Raw genomic sequence first — 17,121 nt, 5'->3', positions numbered from 1 at the left:
TGAGAATCTAATAATTTCTTATTTATGTTATGTTCTGATATTTTAGGAGCAAGTTGTAAACTTCATTTACTAAATGGAAAAAGAGATTTAAACGAAAAGCTTTTATTTTCTGTATTAGATATTTTTTCCTCATCTAAATCTAAGAGAATTTTATTTTGTGTCTCCTTAGAAATACCGATATCTTCATTTTCTATAGTATTTTTTTTCTCTAAATTCAATTCTTTTTTACGATAGTTAAAACCAGGTTTTTTATTCTTATTAGATGAAACTGTAGAAAAAAAAGACTGTCTTTTTAAAAGATGTTGAATCCAGCCTAGAAAAGAAAACTCAGTAAAGTTTGTTTGATGCTCTAAATTAATCATTGTATTTCTCAACCGAAAATTTTGCCATCCAAAAGATAAGACTAAAATTAAAATACATAATTGTCCTAATAATAAACCTTCTGTCACTTCTTCTACACAGATCCAGAGAGATAAGGAGTAAAATAGTCCAAGGCCACTCCAGAAAAAATCATCTTTTCTATGTAATCTAGGAAAAAAAAATGCTGATAAGTAAAGAAATAGACTTGCAAGTCCTGCAGTAACAGATAGGGTATGTACTAACATTTATAAGTCAACTCCTTTATGGTTCCCCTTTGTCATGGTGAGGCATTTTACCTACTATTTACTCATTAATTTAATCAAAATTTTTATTTGATCTTTGAATATATCGTTTTCTTTAATTCGATTTTTATAAGTTAGCCCTATCTAGTTTCTCAAAAGATTTTTGTTTAAACTTAAAAGCTAATAATTTATTAAAATTGGCGAATTAGATAACGTCCATACCTAAGTATACATCTAAAGTATCTTTAGATTCTAGTTAAGTTATTTAAAGTATTGTTATAAGTATGATTTATAGATACTTAAGAATTCTGGATGGTATTTTAGTGATTCCGCTATTAAAGTAATGCGGGAGGTAAAGTTAAGAAATTCAGTTATCTTCTGAAGAAAAGATATATTTCCTTAAAAAATAACATAGGCATGTTTGCCATATAGATCAAGTTTACTGTTCAATCTTTATATGATAGTCTTTTCTTTGTATATAGCCAAAATTTAGTAGATTATAATTAAATGTCTGATAAGTCTTTAGCAGTTGTGTTACTTTCAGGAGGCCTGGATTCGGCTACTTCGGCAGCGATAGCTGCCTCGCAAGGCTATGAGCTTATTGCCCTCTCCTTCAGTTATGGACAACTTCATCAAAAAGAGTTGAAATCAGCTCAAATAATTGCTAAAGAATTAGATATAAATTCACACCATATAGTTAATGTTGATATTTCTCAATGGGGAGGATCATCACTAACAGATAAATCTTTAGCTATACCTTTAAGTGGAGTTAATCCTTATCAGATACCTTCTACTTATGTTCCGGGTAGAAATACAGTTTTTATAGCTCTTGCTCTTTCCTTGGCTGAAGCTAAAGGTGCAAAAGCTATTTATTTAGGTATAAACATGATTGATTATTCAGGTTATCCTGATTGTCGTTCTGAATATCTTAAAACTTATCAAGATCTTGCAAAGCTTTCGTCAAAAGCTGGAATTGAAGGAAATGCTCCACAGCTGATTGCTCCTTTAATAAAAAAAAATAAAGTTGATATCATTAAAGAAGCTGTTAAACTAGGAGTTCCTATTGAAAAAACATGGTCTTGTTACCAAGGCGGACATGAAGCATGTGGACTATGTGATTCTTGTCGCATACGTGACCAAGCACTTATCGAAGCTGGTTATCCTTTTCTTGTAACTACTAAAGGAAAAGAGATTTATAATTTGAATAGGTAATCCTTTATTTAGTGTTAAATAAAAATTCTATTATCAATGTTCGAGAAACCTTGATATTTTATTAATTAGAAATATCTGGTGAAGAAGTTTTTATGATAGTAGGAATTAATTTCAAGATTTTATTTACAGTATCATCAGAACTATCATTTTCGCTGATAGTAACCCTTAAATCTCCTTGTGCATATAGTGTTTGACGTTGTTTAAACAATGTTTCTAACTCCGTACTTAAATGTTTTTGTTTTAACAAAGGACGAGAAATACCATTATTAAGTCTTTTTGTAAGGAGAGGAATTGGAACATCTAACCAGATGATTAGACCGTGATGTAGATAACTCCAGTTTTTTTGCTCTAATATAATTCCTCCTCCAGTAGCTACAACACTTTTTGTACACGATGCCAGCTCTGATAAAACTTTGCTTTCAAGAATACGAAATGCTTCCTCTCCTTCTTCAAGGAAAATATTGCTAATAGTCTGTCGTTTTACTTGTTCAACTAAAATGTCTGTATCGAAAAAACGATACTTAAGATGTTGTGCTAGTTTCTTCCCTATAGTTGTCTTACCACTTCCCATCATCCCAACCAAAAAAATATTAATTCCTTGAAGTAACTCATTTGCCATCAGTAATTTTACCAAGATAAACTTCCTATGATCTTATATTAATTTTTAGTTAGTTATGTAAATATTTTTGGAATATTGATAAATTTGTAATACAGTTTTTATATAACTAAATATCTAAAGTTATATACTTTCTATTTATTCTTTAACAATTCATATTGTTTAGGATAGTAATCTTAAAATATTAATTCAATTAATTTTAAATTCTCTAATTTTCTTGTATACCATTAATGATAATACCTTAATATTATTTTGATAAACTCAGTAGTAATATTGTTTAAAACAATAACGATTAGTAGACAGAAAAGGATAGATGTTCAGTTCGTTTTCAATTTATACATCACTAGATAATGTCAATAAAAAAGAAAGTGAAGCAAAAGCTATTATTTTTAATTTTATTTATAATAGGTTTATTAATCTTTTTGATAAGTTCTAAGGAACTTACGAATAAAGAAAAGTATAATTCAATTATCATTAATTTTCGCGAAGATATACCTACAACAGTTTTAAGTCAACAGATAGAAAAGGTCTCTCATGATTATAAAACTATTGTAAGTCTTAATAGTATTTACTCTATCGATGAAAATGTTTATATAATACCAGGAGATGAAACGCTATTAAACAATCTGAAAAAATCTTCTCTAAATAAATATATAGATTATATAGAACCTAATTACATTTATAAGGCTTTAGCAAAGTATAGTAATTTTTTTCAAGTTCCTCTTGCTCATGAGAAGTGGAATCTATCTAATATACATTTAGATAAAAATATCGGTGAAATATCGAAGAAAAAAATAACTATTGCTGTTATAGACACAGGAGTAAATAAAGTATCTGGGCTTCAAAAAATTAAGCTTATTTCAGGGTATGATTTTGTAAACAATAAAAACTATAGCTATGATGACAATGGACATGGTACACATGTAGCCAAAGTTATAATGCAGACTGTTAATGATAGTGAGGTATTTAATAAAATTAGAATAATGCCTCTAAAAGTTCTTTCCAAAACAGGAGAAGGCCTAACATCAGATATTGCTGATGCTGTACGTTACGCGGCTGACAATGGTGCTGATATTATTAATATGAGTTTAGGGGGAAAAAGTAAAAGCAAGATATTAGAGAATGCTATAAATTATGCTTATGGTAAGGGTGTTGTTATTATCGCTGCAGCAGGAAACAACAATCACAATACAGCATCTTATCCTGCCCGATATCAAAAAGTTATTAGTGTCTCGGCCTTAGATACTACAGGCAACAAGGCATCCTATTCAAATTTTGGTGCACAAGTTGATATTTCTGCTCCAGGAAATAGTAACAATAGTACAAATTTTCAAAAAAAAATTGACTTAAATACTGAAAATATAATTTTTCAAAGATTAGAAGGCACTAGTATAGCTGCTGCGCACGTTACTGGAGTAGCAGCTTTAATTAAAGCTGCTAACTATCAGAAAGTTAATGATGTTTTTCAAATATTGATTAAATCTTCACGTAAAATAAACCAAGACCCATTTAACTATTTTGGAGTAGGACATTTAGACGCAGAAAAGGCTGTTCAGATAGCTTTTAATCAAGAAATAATTCTAGAAGAGTCATTTAGTTGGTTTAACAATTTTTATAGTCTTAGTCTTGGTTTTTGGATAGACACTCAAGCCGTTAACTATCTATTCAAAATTTATATGTTAATCACATCCTACTTATTAGTTCTATTGTTATTTCGTACTTATTCCTTTATCTTCTCATTCTCTTTTAATTTAGGTGTTATATTAGGCAGTTCAGGAATATTTTTCTTAAAAGGAGTTTATTTTTTTGATCTACCTCAGTGGCCATTCCGTATTCTTGGAAGTTCATTCTTAGACTTAGAAAACTCTATAAGAGGAACCACTACTCTTAACCCGTTTATAGTAAGTTTTCTTTTATCATACTGTTTCTCTGCTATATTTGTTCAACTTTATGGGTGGAAAAATTTTATTGTTGGTATAAATATTGGAATAGCAGGTTTCTTATTAGTTCATGCAACTTTTTTTCCAAAGGTTTGGGGCATATATTCTGTTGATATATCAAGATTATTTCTTATAATTAATGCTTTTTTCAATATTAGATTAGCTTATCTGATAAGTACACGACAAAAACTAGAATATCTTATAAAAAATTAGGTAATCAACAAAATATCTCTATTTTTAGGGTCTACTATAACAGCATGAAAAATTAATTATTTGCATAAAAAATCTTTCTGCAGAATTATTAGATATTATATAAATAATCAATGGCAACTTATATTATTTAAACTTTCTTAAAATATAAAATTAGCTTATGTTAAATAATTTTTCCTTAACTTTGTACTTATGTCTCATAGAACAAGCATAACAGCAACATTTTGTTTTTTATTGATAAAATTTTAAAAAGATTTACTTTACTAATAATTTATTAAATAAAGATTTAATAAAATGCCAAAACATATTCTGATTATAGGTCCAACTTGTTCAGGCAAAAGTGAATGGGCCGAAAATTTAGCTAGTAAGTTACATGATAAAGTTATTTATGTAGCAACAGCCATTGAAAATCCTGCTGATTTTCAATGGCAAACTCGTATTAAAAAGCATCGTGATCGTAGACCCCCCGATTGGAAAACTCTATCTGTGCCGTACAATCTTACAGAAGTTATTAATACAACACGATCTCCCTTTTGTTTATTAATTGATTCCATAGGATCTTGGGTAGCAAATAAATTAGATGAAAATGATGAAGACTGGGACCAGACTGTTATAGAACTTTTGAAGTGTGTAAAAAAAACACCAGTGAATTTGATCTTTGTTGCTGAGGAAACAGGGTGGGGAGTTGTTCCAGCATATCCACTTGGTAGATTGTTTCGTGATCGTCTCGGATCTCTAGTTTCTAAATTAGGAACTAGAGTTGATACAACTTATTTAGTAATAGGAGGGCATGTTATAAATTTAAGCGTTTTGGGACAAAAGATACAAAGCAATTGACTTTAAAGTAATTAATTGGTTAGATAATATAGTAATTTCTAATTCAAAACTTACTATTTATAGTAAGTTTTAAATTCTAATATTTGATTACTTTTGACTATAAAATTATTTTGGAGAGTTGATTAAAAGAAATGCCACGTATTCTCATTATTGGAGCTGGAATCATAGGATCAGCAATAGCTTATGAGCTTAGTTTAATAAATGGCATAGAGGTTACATTAATTGATAAGAAATTTCCTGCATCTTCCTCTACGAAAGGAGCCTTAGGAGTTTTGATGGGAGTAGCTAGTTATAAAACGAAAGGTAGCAAATGGGAGTTATGTAAAAGAAGTTTAAAGCGTTATGAAACATTAATTCCTGAGCTTGAAAAATTAACGCAGAAATTAATGCCAGTTAATTATCAAGGCGTTTTATCTCTTCATTACGTAGATGATTATTTAGAAAAATGGAAAGATTTAATTAAAATTCGTAATTCTTCTGGTTATTTTTTAGAAACATGGGAAAAAGATACTCTGTTGAAAAGGTGTCCACATATTAAAGATGATAAAATAACCGGGGCTATTTATTCTCCACAAGATTTTCAGATAAACCCAGTTGAAATAACAAAGGCTCTTGTTGCAGGAGCATCTTTAAATGGAGTAAATTGCCTATTCGATACTAAAGTTCAAGTAATATCTCCATCATTAAATTATAACTCAAGTCACGATTTAATTTGTTATCATAAAACATCAAAACAGACGTTAAAAGCGGACTATATAGTAATAAGTGCTGGTTTAGGTTCAAATAAACTAGTCAATAAATTACAAACCGTAGTAAAAATTAAGCCTGTAATTGGGCAAGCAATGCAAATTGATCTAGATACTCCTTTAGTAGATACTAATTTTCTTCCTGTAATCACTGGAAAAGATGTCAATGTTATTCCAATCAATCCCAAAAGATATTGGGTAGGTTCAACAGTAGAATTCCCTCATAAAACTGGAGAACTATTAACTCAGTCCAAATTTTTGGAACAAATTAAGAAACAAGCATTTGCTATATGTCCAGATTTTAAAAATGGAAGTATTACCAAAATTTGGTCTGGCAAGCGTCCTCGTCCTGATGGAGAAACAGCTCCTATAATACAAAAAATTCCTCATTATTCAAATATCTTGTTGGCAACTGGGCACTATCGAAATGGCGTTTTACTAGCTCCAGCAACTGCATTAACTATTAAAGACAAGATTCTTGAGGATTTATCAATTAAATCTAGTAATTATTAGAGATATTATTTTTATTTGTGTAAATAGGAAAATAATTATTTTTCATACCAACATAGCGGATTTATTGAAGTAAGACTTTATGTTCTATTCCATTAAAAGTCACTATATCTCCTGTTACTAGTTTCTTTCCTCTTTGAGTCTCAATGCTACCATTGAGCAATACTTCCTTTCCCTGTATCTTAATTTTTGCCTCTCCTCCACTACTCACTAATTTTTTCCACTTAAGGAACTGTGCTAGTTTGATAGTCTGATATGATTGCATTGTTTTAATCACTTTTGATGTTATCTTTTGAATTATTTATATATTAAAATATATAGATTATCTTAATATTAAGGCTTATGTGTGTTTAAATTGAACTAGCCCAATTTTTTATCCATTCTAAAATATTACTAACCTTTTCTAAAGTTAAAGACTCACAATATAATCTTAGAATCGGTTCTGTACCAGAAAAACGTATAAGTAACCAACTTTGATCTTCTAAAGAATACTTATAACCATCTTGCTTATCACATCTTAGGACATTTTTATTGGCAATTTTCTTAAAAGATTTTGTTTCTAGGTATTTTATCAATTTTGAACGCATATCAAAACTTGATAGTGGTAAATCAATACGATTATAAGCATTGAAGAAATTTACCTTTTTTTGTAATTTCAGGTAATATTCTCCTAAATCATCACCACTTTGGACTATTGCTTCTAGAAGATATAGTGCAGACAGTAATGCATCTCTTTCGGGTATATGTATTCCGTAACCAATTCCCCCAGACTCTTCTCCTCCTATTAAAACATTACCGCCTAGCATTCTATCAGCTATATATTTATAGCCTATAGGAGTTTCAAAAATCGGCAGATCATAGAGACCTGCTAAGCGAGAAATTAAATCTGAACTACTAACAGTTTTAATAATTTCGCCTTTTAATCCTTTATGTATTACTAAATGGTCTATCAGAATAGGAAGTAAAACTTGAGAGCTAAGAAAATTTCCTTGCTTATCAACTGCTGCAATACGATCACCATCTCCATCAAAAACTAATCCTATACTTAAACTACAGTTTTTACCAGTATTGAATTTTTTAACTGTAGTTGATAATTCTGTAAGATTACAAGGTAGAGGTTCTGGAGCATGACCTCCAAAAAGAGGATCTCGATGACTGTTAATTTCCTGTATGGGACACTCTAACAATCTTTCTAATCCATTAGCTGCGGCTCCATACATAACATCGGCAAAAACAGTTAGCTTTTGATTCTTAATTGCTTTTTGAATTTTTTCAATATCGACTTTACTTTTTAATTCCTGAGAATAACTTTTCCAAGGATCAAAAAAGCTCAATGTACCTAACTTTTTAGAAAATTTGGGTACATTATATAGTAAATTCTCAATTTGCTGAGTAATTTCAGAAGAGACGGAGCCGCCAAAAGCTCCTTTTATTTTTACACCCAGATATTTCCCAGGATTATGACTTGCAGTCAATATAATAGCTCCTAAGGCATTTTGTGACTTAACTACCCAGCTAAAAGCAGGAGTTGGAGCATAAGCTTGAGAAAGAGCAACACTAAAACCAGCTTCAACTAGGGAATCAGCAGCAGCTTTGGCAAATTCTTCAGCCAAGAAACGGCGGTCATAACCTACAATAATAGTGTGATTATTAGATATTGTTCCATAATTATTTAATAAAACTTGAGCAGCTATAGGAGCAAGCATTATAACTCTCTCGAATGTAAAATCTGCTGCAATAACACCACGCCATCCATCTGTTCCAAACTTTATCGGATTTTGCTTAAATGTCATAAAAATATAGAAATTATTTTTTTCAACTTTAATTTAGTGAATATCATATTTTAATACTTTTTGTCAGTCATTAATTGAAAATGAAAGGGGATTACTATATGTTTTACAATGTAAAAATGTTAAATATCCGATAATCAACTAATTTATTATGTCAACATTGGCGGCGATCACAGTTTTAGTTATTCTAATTGTTGTTCATGAGTTAGGTCATTTTTTTGCTGCAAGATTACAAGGAATTCATGTTAAACGATTTTCTATAGGTTTTGGACCTGTTTTAGCAAAATATCAAGGGACTGAGACTGAATATACTTTTTGTCTCATTCCTCTCGGTGGATTTGTTGGTTTTCCTGATGACGATCCAGAAAGTACCATAGCAGTTGATGATTCAAATTTACTTCGCAATCGTCCTATTCTTGATCGAGCCATAGTTATTAGTTCGGGAGTAATTGCTAATTTAGTTTTTGCTTATTTCCTTTTTATTGGACAGACTGCTACGATGGGCATTCAAAATTTACAGCCAGGACTTATGATCCCTCAAATAGATAATAATTCTGCGGCCATGGTTGCAGGAATAAAAGAAGGAGATGTTATTTTATCCATAGACCAATATCTATTAAAGGAGTTTCCTGCTGCAACTACACTATTTGTTGAAAAAGTAAAAAACTCGATAGATAAGCCTTTAAATTTAACCATCAAGAGAAAAGACGAAATATTAGATTTAACTGTAATACCTAACTCCAATAAAGAAGGAAGGGGAAAAATTGGAGTAGGATTATTGCCTAATATTGAGTCAAGTCATGCTAAAAATTTAATAGAAATATTTGTTTATAGTAGTAAAACCTATTTAAACGCTTTTACTCTTACAATTCAGGGATTTTGGCAACTAATAAGCCATTTTCAAGAAAATGTACAACAAATTGCTGGCCCTGTTAAAATAGTCGAATATGGAGCCAGTATTGCTCAAAATAATTTTGGCAATTTATTTCAATTTGGTGCATTAATCAGCATTAATTTAGCTATTATTAATATCTTACCTTTACCTGCATTAGATGGTGGACAATTAGTATTTTTACTAATAGAAGGTATTTTAGGAAAACCATTGCCTACTAAGTTTCAAGAAAGTATTATGCAAACTGGTCTTGTTTTACTATTAGGATTAGGAATTTTTGTAATTATTCGTGACACAGCTAGCTTAACTGTAGTTCAAGAATTTGTTAAACAAATTGGTATGTAAATATAACAGAAATATAAAAATAGAAAAGTCAATAAGTTTTGACTTTTCTACAACAGAGAATCGTTCTATATTTTCGAAAAGTAATTTAACATAATGTTGTCAGCTCATAAAACAAGATAGCTCGACATAATTAATTGAAAAGTTATTGTAAAAAATACTACATTAGATTGATTTTTATAATGTACCTAATAACTACTTATGTCTACAACATCACCAAGTTATTCATTTAATTATACTCCGTATCATAAACCTAACCAACTAATTTGTGGTTATGGACAAACAGCTATTATTACCGGATGGACAGTCAAAGAATCAGTAGCAAAATATTTAATATCAAAAGAGTATGCAGTTATTGGGAATTTGTATAGTCCAACTAGAGGTATTAGTCCTTTAATAAGAAACTTACTAGCAAATCCTCATGTGATTTCGCTGATCATATTACAAGCAACAAAAGAAGATCGAAATGCGGGAGGATGCCAATGTCTATTAGACTTCTTAAATAAAGGCTTTAGAGCAGGAGTTGATCATATAGGAAAGCATGTATGGATTGTTAATTCCAATATTCTTGGATATATAGATATAGAAATTCCTTCTGATATATTAGAATCACTTCGTAGATCTATAGTCTACAAGGAAGCTGAATCAATTGTTGAAGCAGTTAACTATATGAAGGAATTGAATCAGAAAAAGAAAAAAAAGCCTTGGAGCAAACCTTTAATTTTTCCCTTTACAGAAACTAATTCAAAAGTACGTCCTGGAACTAAATATTGCCATCGAATAGAAGGTAATACAGTTGCAGAAACTTGGGTTAAGATATTACATCGTATTAAAACAACTGGAAGAATTAGGCCAACCGAATATGGAAAGTGGCAAGAACTAATTAATATTGTAGCTGTAGTTAAAGATGAACCATTAAGTTTTTATTTTCCTGAGCCTAATTATCTTCCCATAAAAAGAGAATTTATCAATGACTATATATCTCAAATTCTTGATGATTCTCCGCAACGAGAGGGTATTAAATATACATATGGACAAAGATTAAGATCTTGGTTTAAAAAAGACCAAATTGAACAAATTATAAGTTTACTAATCTCTGATATCAATTCTTCTAGAGCTGTTATGTCTCTATGGGATGTTAATGATCATGACAATAATGATAGTCCTCCTTGTTTAAACCATATTTGGATAAGAACTATTGATAATGAATTATCTTTAACAGCTACATTTCGTAGCAATGATATGTTTTCTGCATGGCCTTCCAATGCAATGGGTTTAAGGGCATTGCAAGTACACATTATTACAGAGATACAGGATAGATCTAATTATAAATTGCAGATTGGTCCACTAATTACTATTAGTCAAAGCGCTCATATTTACAACGATTGTTGGGAATATGCAGACAAAATAGTAGATGCAGAATATAAAAAAATATGTAAAGAGAAACAATACGCTGATCCCAGTGGAAGCTACTTAATTTTCATTCAGGATAATCAAATATCTGTTGAGCATATTACCCCAGGATCGGGAGAAATTGTGAATTATTATTTTGGTAAATCTGCAAAAAAAATTCAAAATAAGATTGCAGAAGACTGTCCTGGTCTTGGAGTAAAGCATGCTATGTATTTGGGAGCAGAACTACAAAAGGCAGAAATATGTTTGACTAGCAAGCTCTATCACTATCAACAAGATAAACCCTTAACGACTAAAAGCTAGCCTGATGAATCGTTTAAATTATTATTTAAGTATTTATCTTGTTGATGTCAGAATATAATTTTATTAAGATAATTGAACTTTTATGGATAAGATATAGTTCTTTCTTCAACATAAAATTTTAGTAAATACTGACTTTTAAGAATTATTTTCGGTAAAATTTTAAATTAGCTTGCTTTCTTTATATAAATAAATACCCGTATGAATAAGTTAAAAATAGTAAAATTAAAAGATTCTGCAATTATTCCTAAATATGAACATTGTAGAGATTCAGGGATGGATTTAATATCTACAGAAGAAATAGAAATCAAACCCGGTAAAAGTAAATTAATCAAAACTGGTATTTCCGTTGAACTACCTCCTAATACAGAAGCACAAATTCGTCCAAGAAGTGGCTTAGCTTTAAAACATCAAATCACTGTTTTAAACACTCCTGGAACTATTGATGAAGGATATCGTGGAGAAATTGGAGTAATCTTAATTAACCATAGCTTATTATCATTCAAAGTTTTACCAGGTATGAGAATCGCACAAATGGTTATTGTTCCTATCATACGTGTTGAAATTGAAGAAACAAATTCCTTAAATTCTTCAATAAGAGGTATTAACGGATTTGGCTCGACAGGGATTTAATATTTTCTAAATAATTTTATATAACTATTTTTTATGACGTATCTAAAAGGGAAAAGACCTACTTGGAACGAATATTTTATGATGATGGCTAAATTAGCTGCCACAAGATCTACTTGTTTGGCTTTTCCAGTAGGTGCTGTGATTGTAAAAAACAAGCAAGTCTTATCAACTGGCTACAATGGTCCTCCTGCCAAATCTACTCACTGTATAACTCATGGTTTTTGCTATCCAGGACTTAATAGCTGTATTTCTTCTAGTAAATTACCTTCAAGAGCTGTACATGCAGAAGCAAATGCAATTGCACAAGCAGCAAAGCATAGTATTTCTACCAATGAATCTATTATTTATGTAACTTTAGAACCTTGTATGTCTTGCTTGAAGCTAATAATTTCTGCTGGCATCAAAGAAGTTTTCTATGAGACAGAATTTAACAAAGGTGGTAAAACTTCGATTAGAAATATGTTTATTGAAGAAGGTTTAATAAATTTAACTAAAATTAATTTATCTGAAGAAGTAATGGCCCGTGCATCTCTATTCCTTTTAAATTCTACATCAGTTAAAAATAATAATATTTTTACTGATATCTAATTATAAAGGTAGTTTCTGAATTGCCTTGTTAGAACCAATAACAACCATTGATAAATTCTTATTTAATTTCTCTTGAGGTGAAGGATTAATTTTGAATTTATCATCATTACCGACTGCTAATACACTTATATCATATCGACTTCTAAGCTTTAATTCCTCAATGGCTATTCCATGAAATTCTTGAGGAATGCGAGTCTCTACAATACTATGGTCAGGATCCAATTCAAATCTTTCTATAATTCTAGGATTTTGTGTAAGTAAATGAACTAAATCACACCCAGCTTGATATTCAGGGTATACAACTAAATCAGCTCCAACTTTTTGTAAAAGTTTTCCATGAACATCAGAAGAAGCTTTGGCAATTACATATTTTACACCTCCTTCTTTAACATTTAAAGCAGTAACAATACTTTCTTCTAGATAATTTCCAATGGCTATGATAACAGTATCAAATTCAAAAATACCTGCTTCTTTTAAAGCATTAGGCTTAGTTGAATCTAATTTAATAGCACTTGAAGCAATGTTTTCAGCTAAAACTTGAGACACTAGAGATTCCTTTATGTCTGTTCCCAATACTTCATAGCCTAGTTTATGAAGGTTTCTGCATACCGAACGTCCAAAACGCCCTAGTCCAATCACTGCAAATTGACGGGTTTCTCTACGAAGAATACTTAAAAAATTTAAGGACTTCAAATTAATACCTCACCCTTGTTTAGAAATTGCTAACTATAATAATATCAAATTTGCAAGTTATCCAACCAATAAAGTTTCTTCAGGATATTGTATTAACCGTGGTCGAGATTCTTTGGAAATAGCTGCTATAAAAACTAGTATCCCTACTCTCCCAACATACATTGTTAGAATTAGTAAAAGTTGTGATAAAAAAGATAAATCAGCTGTAATTCCTGTAGACAGGCCTACAGTTGCAAATGCAGAGATTACCTCAAACAAAACTTGTAATGAACTGATTCCAGAATCAAAAAAAGTAGGATTTAAGCTGGCTTCAGATAACGAAATTAACAATGTCATTAAAACAACCATATTTGTTGAACCAAATACAACAGCAACTGCTTTTAAAGTTAAAGAAACAGGAACTTCTCTACGAAACATTACTACTTCATGATTTCCCTTTAAAACAGAGCGTGTACAATTGGTTAAGATACAAAGTGTTGTAGTTTTAATACCTCCTCCTGTTCCGTTAGAGCTTGCTCCTACAAACATAAGCCCCATAGTTAAGAATAAACCAGCAAAAGTCATATTTCTAATATCGATACTGTTAAATCCAGCTGTTCTTGTTGTAACAGACTGAAACCAAGCTGTTAATAATTTGTTATGAAAATTCAGTAGTCCTAAAGTGGCTTGGTTATTATATTCAGTGATGAGAAATATAATGGTACCAGCGATCAGTAAAGTAACAGTTGTACTAATTGCAACTTTAAAATTGAGAGAGAATCCTAACCTTTCTTGTTTATTTTTTAGCTTATGCCTAATGGCTATATACATTTCAATAATAACTTGGTAACCAATACCTCCAAATATAATCAATACAGAAATTACAAAATTGATTATAAAAGAATCACCAACACTAATCAAACTATCTGGGAACAGGCTAAATCCTGCATTATTCCAAGCACTAATGCTATGGAAGGTCGCTATCCATAAACCTTGAAAAGTACCATATTTGTCCGAAAACACATTGAGCATTAATAAAATGCCGAGAATCTCGAAAATCATAGTCGTCGCAATAATTGAAATAATTATATTTTGGCTACTACCGTATAAGTGCGAACTATCAAATGGTTCTTTAATTGCTAATTTTTGTCTAAGATCAAATTTTCTACCTAATATAAGTATTAGAAAAGTTGTTGTTGTCATATATCCCAGCCCTCCTACTTGAATTAATAGTAGAATAACCAGCTGACCCCAAAAAGAGAAATAACTTCCTGTATCAACAACAACTAATCCTGTTACACATACGGCGGAGGTAGATGTAAATAAAGCGACTAAAGGATTACTCCAACTTCCATCGCTAGTAGCAAAGGGTAGCATTAACAATAATGTACCGACTAAGATTACTGCGAGAAAACCTAGGCAAATCGTCCTTGCAATTGTCATTAGCAATAAAAATTTTTGATAGGACTGAATCGCTCATACCTTAACATAAATATAGAAGATGCTATTATTTAGTAATTAAAACTTAATTTACTTAGCATCATAAAGTGAGAATCTATTGTGTACTGTAAATTAAATTAAGTTTTAATAGAATATATAAACTTTTTTAATATTCTTAAAGTTGAAATATTAAAATTGCTAAGAATACTTAAACAAATATAACATGAGTATTTTTGCTCATCTGAACACTTTGCTATTATATTTTCATTACTATAGGATTCCATATTCTATTGAAAAAGAAACATAATACTTGCTAAGTTTGGAATATATTATGAAGAATAGATATAAAAATATCGTAATGTGTAATTAATGAAATATTTGTAACGCTATAATAATATCTCGATTAATAAGCTCAGACCTTATTTAATTTTCAAATACCATATAATCTATATTGCAAATGTCTTTTAATTTATCGCAGCAAGAAGCTCAGTCTACTTCTAGTTTACAAGAAATTCGTGCTACACGCCTTGCGAAAGTAGAGGAGCTCAAGAAATTAGGTTTAATCCCTTATGCTTATCAGTGGAAATCTACTCATAATGCTGCCTACCTACAAAAAGCTTATTCTGATTTGGAAGAAGGGAAAGAAATTGAAATAGAAGTCTCTCTTGCTGGAAGAATTATGGCTCGTAGAATTTTTGGAAAGCTTGCTTTTTTTACGTTGCAAGATGAGACAGGGACTATTCAACTATATCTTGATAAAAAAATTATTCAAGACAATATGAACAATATAGAGAATCCTTTTAATCATCTTAAAAAATTGATAGATACTGGCGATATTATTGGTGTTAAAGGAACCATAAAAAAGACAGAAAAAGGTGAACTTTCTATTAAAGTAAAAACATATGAAATTTTAACCAAGTCTTTGCTGCCACTTCCTGATAAATGGCATGGTTTAACTGATAAAGAAAAACGTTACCGTCAAAGATATATTGATCTAATAGTTAGCCCTAGTACAAGAGAAACTTTTCGTTGTCGTTCAAGGATAATATCTTCTATTCGCAGATTTTTAGAAGAAAAAGGCTTTATCGAAATAGAAACGCCTGTTTTACAATCTGAAGCTGGTGGAGCAGATGCTAGGCCTTTTATAACATATCACAACACATTAGATATGGATCTGTATTTGAGAATTGCGACAGAATTACATCTGAAAAGATTAATAGTAGGTGGATTTGAAAAAGTATTTGAGATAGGTAGAATCTTTCGTAACGAAGGAATCTCAACTAAACATAATCCAGAATTTACTTCTATTGAAGTTTATGAAGCATATTCAGATTATTACGACATGATGGAATTAACAGAAAAACTCATTACCACTATTATTCATGATATCGGTAAAGATATGATCGTTAAATGTCAAGAACAAGAAATTAATTTTTCATTGCCTTGGCGTAGAATTACTATGCATGAAATAGTTAAAGAGAAAAATAATTTAGATTTCAATAGTTTCAAAGACTTTGAAGAGGCTAAAATAGCAGTTAGTAAAATAGGAGTACAAATTCCAAAAACGTGTCAGACCTTAGGAAATCTACTCAGCGAAGTTTTTGAACAAACTGTAGAAGAGACACTAATTCAACCTACATTTATTTTAGATTTCCCTGTTGAAATTTCTCCATTAGCAAAGCCTCATCGTACTCAAGAAAATGTAGTTGAACGGTTTGAACTTTATATTATGGGGCGAGAATTAGCAAACAGTTTTTCTGAATTAACTGATCCCATTGATCAACGACAGAGACTAGAAAAGCAAGCTTTAAAGAAAGCATCAGGAGATTTAGAAGCTCATAATGTAGATGAAGATTTTTTAACAGCTTTAGAGTATGGAATGCCCCCTACCGGAGGATTAGGAATTGGCATTGATCGCCTTGTAATGTTATTGACAAACTCTCCAAGTATAAGGGATGTAATTGCTTTTCCATTACTAAAAAATCAAGCCTTAGAAAGTTAGATAATAATTTAGGTAGTTGACATATGTTAATTAATATTTGTATCAACTACTCAATAGAACTAAAGCAAATATCATTTAAACTATAGTTATCAAATTTTTTATTCAAAATAAATAAATTTATAATACTAGTGAAGAATCTAAAAAAATTTTGGTTATAATATTTAATTACTTAACAAGTATAGCTAGATTTTATTAAATATATTGTGAGATCTATTTTTTGTATTTATTAAATTCCTTAGTAAATATTCTCATTCTGGGCATGTTTAATATGTTTGTATTAATATTCAGGATAGAATCTTAACTTAAAATACAGTTTTTATAATCATGAGTTAAACTAGCATTGTTAGTAAGTAGAAGTTTTCTATAGTTTTGATTC

General features: G+C 30.4%; 15 protein-coding genes. 9 read left to right on the top strand and 6 right to left on the bottom strand.

Annotated elements, in window-relative coordinates; all coding sequences use genetic code 11:
* Positions 1-62 precede the first annotated feature (62 nt).
* Entirely contained in the window at positions 63-605 is a 543-nt protein-coding gene (locus LPC16_RS00960) for a Ycf66 family protein (RefSeq protein WP_229637412.1), read from the bottom strand.
* Positions 606-1,109: 504 nt separating this feature from the next.
* Between LPC16_RS00960 and queC the strand changes: the two genes are divergently transcribed.
* A complete protein-coding gene (gene queC, locus LPC16_RS00955) occupies positions 1,110-1,814 on the top strand; it encodes a 7-cyano-7-deazaguanine synthase QueC (protein ID WP_229637411.1) in 705 nt (234 codons plus the stop codon).
* A gap of 61 nt (positions 1,815-1,875) precedes the next feature.
* Here queC and LPC16_RS00950 read toward each other — a convergent pair whose 3' ends face one another.
* Positions 1,876-2,433 carry a shikimate kinase gene (locus LPC16_RS00950; RefSeq protein WP_229637410.1) on the bottom strand — a complete coding sequence of 186 codons (558 nt, stop codon included), beginning with the start codon at positions 2,431-2,433 and terminating at the stop codon, positions 1,876-1,878.
* A 419-nt stretch (positions 2,434-2,852) separates the two neighbouring features.
* Between LPC16_RS00950 and LPC16_RS00945 the strand changes: the two genes are divergently transcribed.
* The 3 genes from LPC16_RS00945 (at position 2,853) to LPC16_RS00935 (ending at position 6,676) form a co-directional block, all read left to right on the top strand.
* Positions 2,853-4,583, top strand: coding sequence for a DUF5942 domain-containing protein (locus LPC16_RS00945; protein WP_315855030.1), 1,731 nt, complete (start codon positions 2,853-2,855; stop codon positions 4,581-4,583).
* A gap of 291 nt (positions 4,584-4,874) precedes the next feature.
* A complete protein-coding gene (gene cobU / locus LPC16_RS00940; protein ID WP_229637408.1) occupies positions 4,875-5,417 on the top strand; it encodes a bifunctional adenosylcobinamide kinase/adenosylcobinamide-phosphate guanylyltransferase in 543 nt (180 codons plus the stop codon).
* 131 nt (positions 5,418-5,548) lie between these two features.
* Positions 5,549-6,676: an NAD(P)/FAD-dependent oxidoreductase gene (locus LPC16_RS00935; protein WP_229637407.1), complete on the top strand. Its 1,128-nt coding sequence runs from the start codon at positions 5,549-5,551 to the stop codon at positions 6,674-6,676.
* 61 nt (positions 6,677-6,737) lie between these two features.
* Here the strand turns inward: LPC16_RS00935 and LPC16_RS00930 are convergent, their stop codons facing one another.
* Both LPC16_RS00930 and LPC16_RS00925 read right to left on the bottom strand, forming a co-directional pair.
* Positions 6,738-6,938: an RNA-binding S4 domain-containing protein gene (locus LPC16_RS00930; protein ID WP_229637406.1), complete on the bottom strand. Its 201-nt coding sequence runs from the start codon at positions 6,936-6,938 to the stop codon at positions 6,738-6,740.
* An 85-nt stretch (positions 6,939-7,023) separates the two neighbouring features.
* Positions 7,024-8,466 carry a phosphoglucomutase/phosphomannomutase family protein gene (locus tag LPC16_RS00925; RefSeq protein ID WP_229637405.1) on the bottom strand — a complete coding sequence of 481 codons (1,443 nt, stop codon included), beginning with the start codon at positions 8,464-8,466 and terminating at the stop codon, positions 7,024-7,026.
* A gap of 148 nt (positions 8,467-8,614) precedes the next feature.
* On the opposite strand from LPC16_RS00925, the gene rseP reads away from it, so the two are divergent.
* From rseP to LPC16_RS00905, 4 genes are all read left to right on the top strand, one after another.
* On the top strand, positions 8,615-9,700 hold the full coding sequence (gene rseP / locus LPC16_RS00920) for an RIP metalloprotease RseP (RefSeq protein WP_229637404.1): 1,086 nt from the start codon (positions 8,615-8,617) through the stop codon (positions 9,698-9,700).
* 198 nt (positions 9,701-9,898) lie between these two features.
* Positions 9,899-11,413, top strand: coding sequence for a thymidylate synthase (locus LPC16_RS00915; protein ID WP_229637403.1), 1,515 nt, complete (start codon positions 9,899-9,901; stop codon positions 11,411-11,413).
* A 198-nt stretch (positions 11,414-11,611) separates the two neighbouring features.
* Positions 11,612-12,043, top strand: a complete 432-nt coding sequence (gene dut / locus LPC16_RS00910; RefSeq protein WP_229637402.1) for a dUTP diphosphatase — start codon at positions 11,612-11,614, stop codon at positions 12,041-12,043.
* A gap of 33 nt (positions 12,044-12,076) precedes the next feature.
* Positions 12,077-12,631: a deoxycytidylate deaminase gene (locus LPC16_RS00905; RefSeq protein ID WP_229637401.1), complete on the top strand. Its 555-nt coding sequence runs from the start codon at positions 12,077-12,079 to the stop codon at positions 12,629-12,631.
* Here the strand turns inward: LPC16_RS00905 and LPC16_RS00900 are convergent, their stop codons facing one another.
* Both LPC16_RS00900 and LPC16_RS00895 read right to left on the bottom strand, forming a co-directional pair.
* Complete coding sequence (locus LPC16_RS00900; protein WP_040054901.1) at positions 12,632-13,324, bottom strand: potassium channel family protein; 693 nt, start codon at positions 13,322-13,324, stop codon at positions 12,632-12,634.
* Positions 13,325-13,381: 57 nt separating this feature from the next.
* The gene (locus LPC16_RS00895; protein WP_229637400.1) at positions 13,382-14,746 is read right to left on the bottom strand and encodes a TrkH family potassium uptake protein; all 1,365 of its coding nucleotides are present in this window, start codon (positions 14,744-14,746) and stop codon (positions 13,382-13,384) included.
* Positions 14,747-15,200: 454 nt separating this feature from the next.
* Between LPC16_RS00895 and lysS the strand changes: the two genes are divergently transcribed.
* Positions 15,201-16,745, top strand: a complete 1,545-nt coding sequence (gene lysS, locus LPC16_RS00890) for a lysine--tRNA ligase (RefSeq protein ID WP_229637399.1) — start codon at positions 15,201-15,203, stop codon at positions 16,743-16,745.
* Positions 16,746-17,121 lie beyond the last annotated feature (376 nt).

Origin of the sequence: cyanobacterium endosymbiont of Braarudosphaera bigelowii (assembly GCF_020885515.1) — a bacterium.
GTDB lineage: Bacteria > Cyanobacteriota > Cyanobacteriia > Cyanobacteriales > Microcystaceae > Atelocyanobacterium > Atelocyanobacterium thalassa_A.
Note: the sequence above shows the minus strand (reverse complement) of the source record. Positions and strands in the feature narration are given on the sequence as shown.

Bases quoted from the DNA above. Each gene is read 5' to 3' on its own strand.
- LPC16_RS00960 (WP_229637412.1), bottom strand. From the start codon at position 605: ATGTTAGTACATACCCTATCTGTTACTGCAGGACTTGCAAGTCTATTT.
- queC (WP_229637411.1), top strand. From the start codon at position 1,110: ATGTCTGATAAGTCTTTAGCAGTTGTGTTACTTTCAGGAGGCCTGGAT.
- LPC16_RS00950 (WP_229637410.1), bottom strand. From the start codon at position 2,433: ATGGCAAATGAGTTACTTCAAGGAATTAATATTTTTTTGGTTGGGATG.
- cobU (WP_229637408.1), top strand. From the start codon at position 4,875: ATGCCAAAACATATTCTGATTATAGGTCCAACTTGTTCAGGCAAAAGT.
- LPC16_RS00935 (WP_229637407.1), top strand. From the start codon at position 5,549: ATGCCACGTATTCTCATTATTGGAGCTGGAATCATAGGATCAGCAATA.
- LPC16_RS00930 (WP_229637406.1), bottom strand. From the start codon at position 6,938: ATGCAATCATATCAGACTATCAAACTAGCACAGTTCCTTAAGTGGAAA.
- LPC16_RS00925 (WP_229637405.1), bottom strand. From the start codon at position 8,466: ATGACATTTAAGCAAAATCCGATAAAGTTTGGAACAGATGGATGGCGT.
- rseP (WP_229637404.1), top strand. From the start codon at position 8,615: ATGTCAACATTGGCGGCGATCACAGTTTTAGTTATTCTAATTGTTGTT.
- LPC16_RS00915 (WP_229637403.1), top strand. From the start codon at position 9,899: ATGTCTACAACATCACCAAGTTATTCATTTAATTATACTCCGTATCAT.
- dut (WP_229637402.1), top strand. From the start codon at position 11,612: ATGAATAAGTTAAAAATAGTAAAATTAAAAGATTCTGCAATTATTCCT.
- LPC16_RS00905 (WP_229637401.1), top strand. From the start codon at position 12,077: ATGACGTATCTAAAAGGGAAAAGACCTACTTGGAACGAATATTTTATG.
- LPC16_RS00895 (WP_229637400.1), bottom strand. From the start codon at position 14,746: ATGACAATTGCAAGGACGATTTGCCTAGGTTTTCTCGCAGTAATCTTA.
- lysS (WP_229637399.1), top strand. From the start codon at position 15,201: ATGTCTTTTAATTTATCGCAGCAAGAAGCTCAGTCTACTTCTAGTTTA.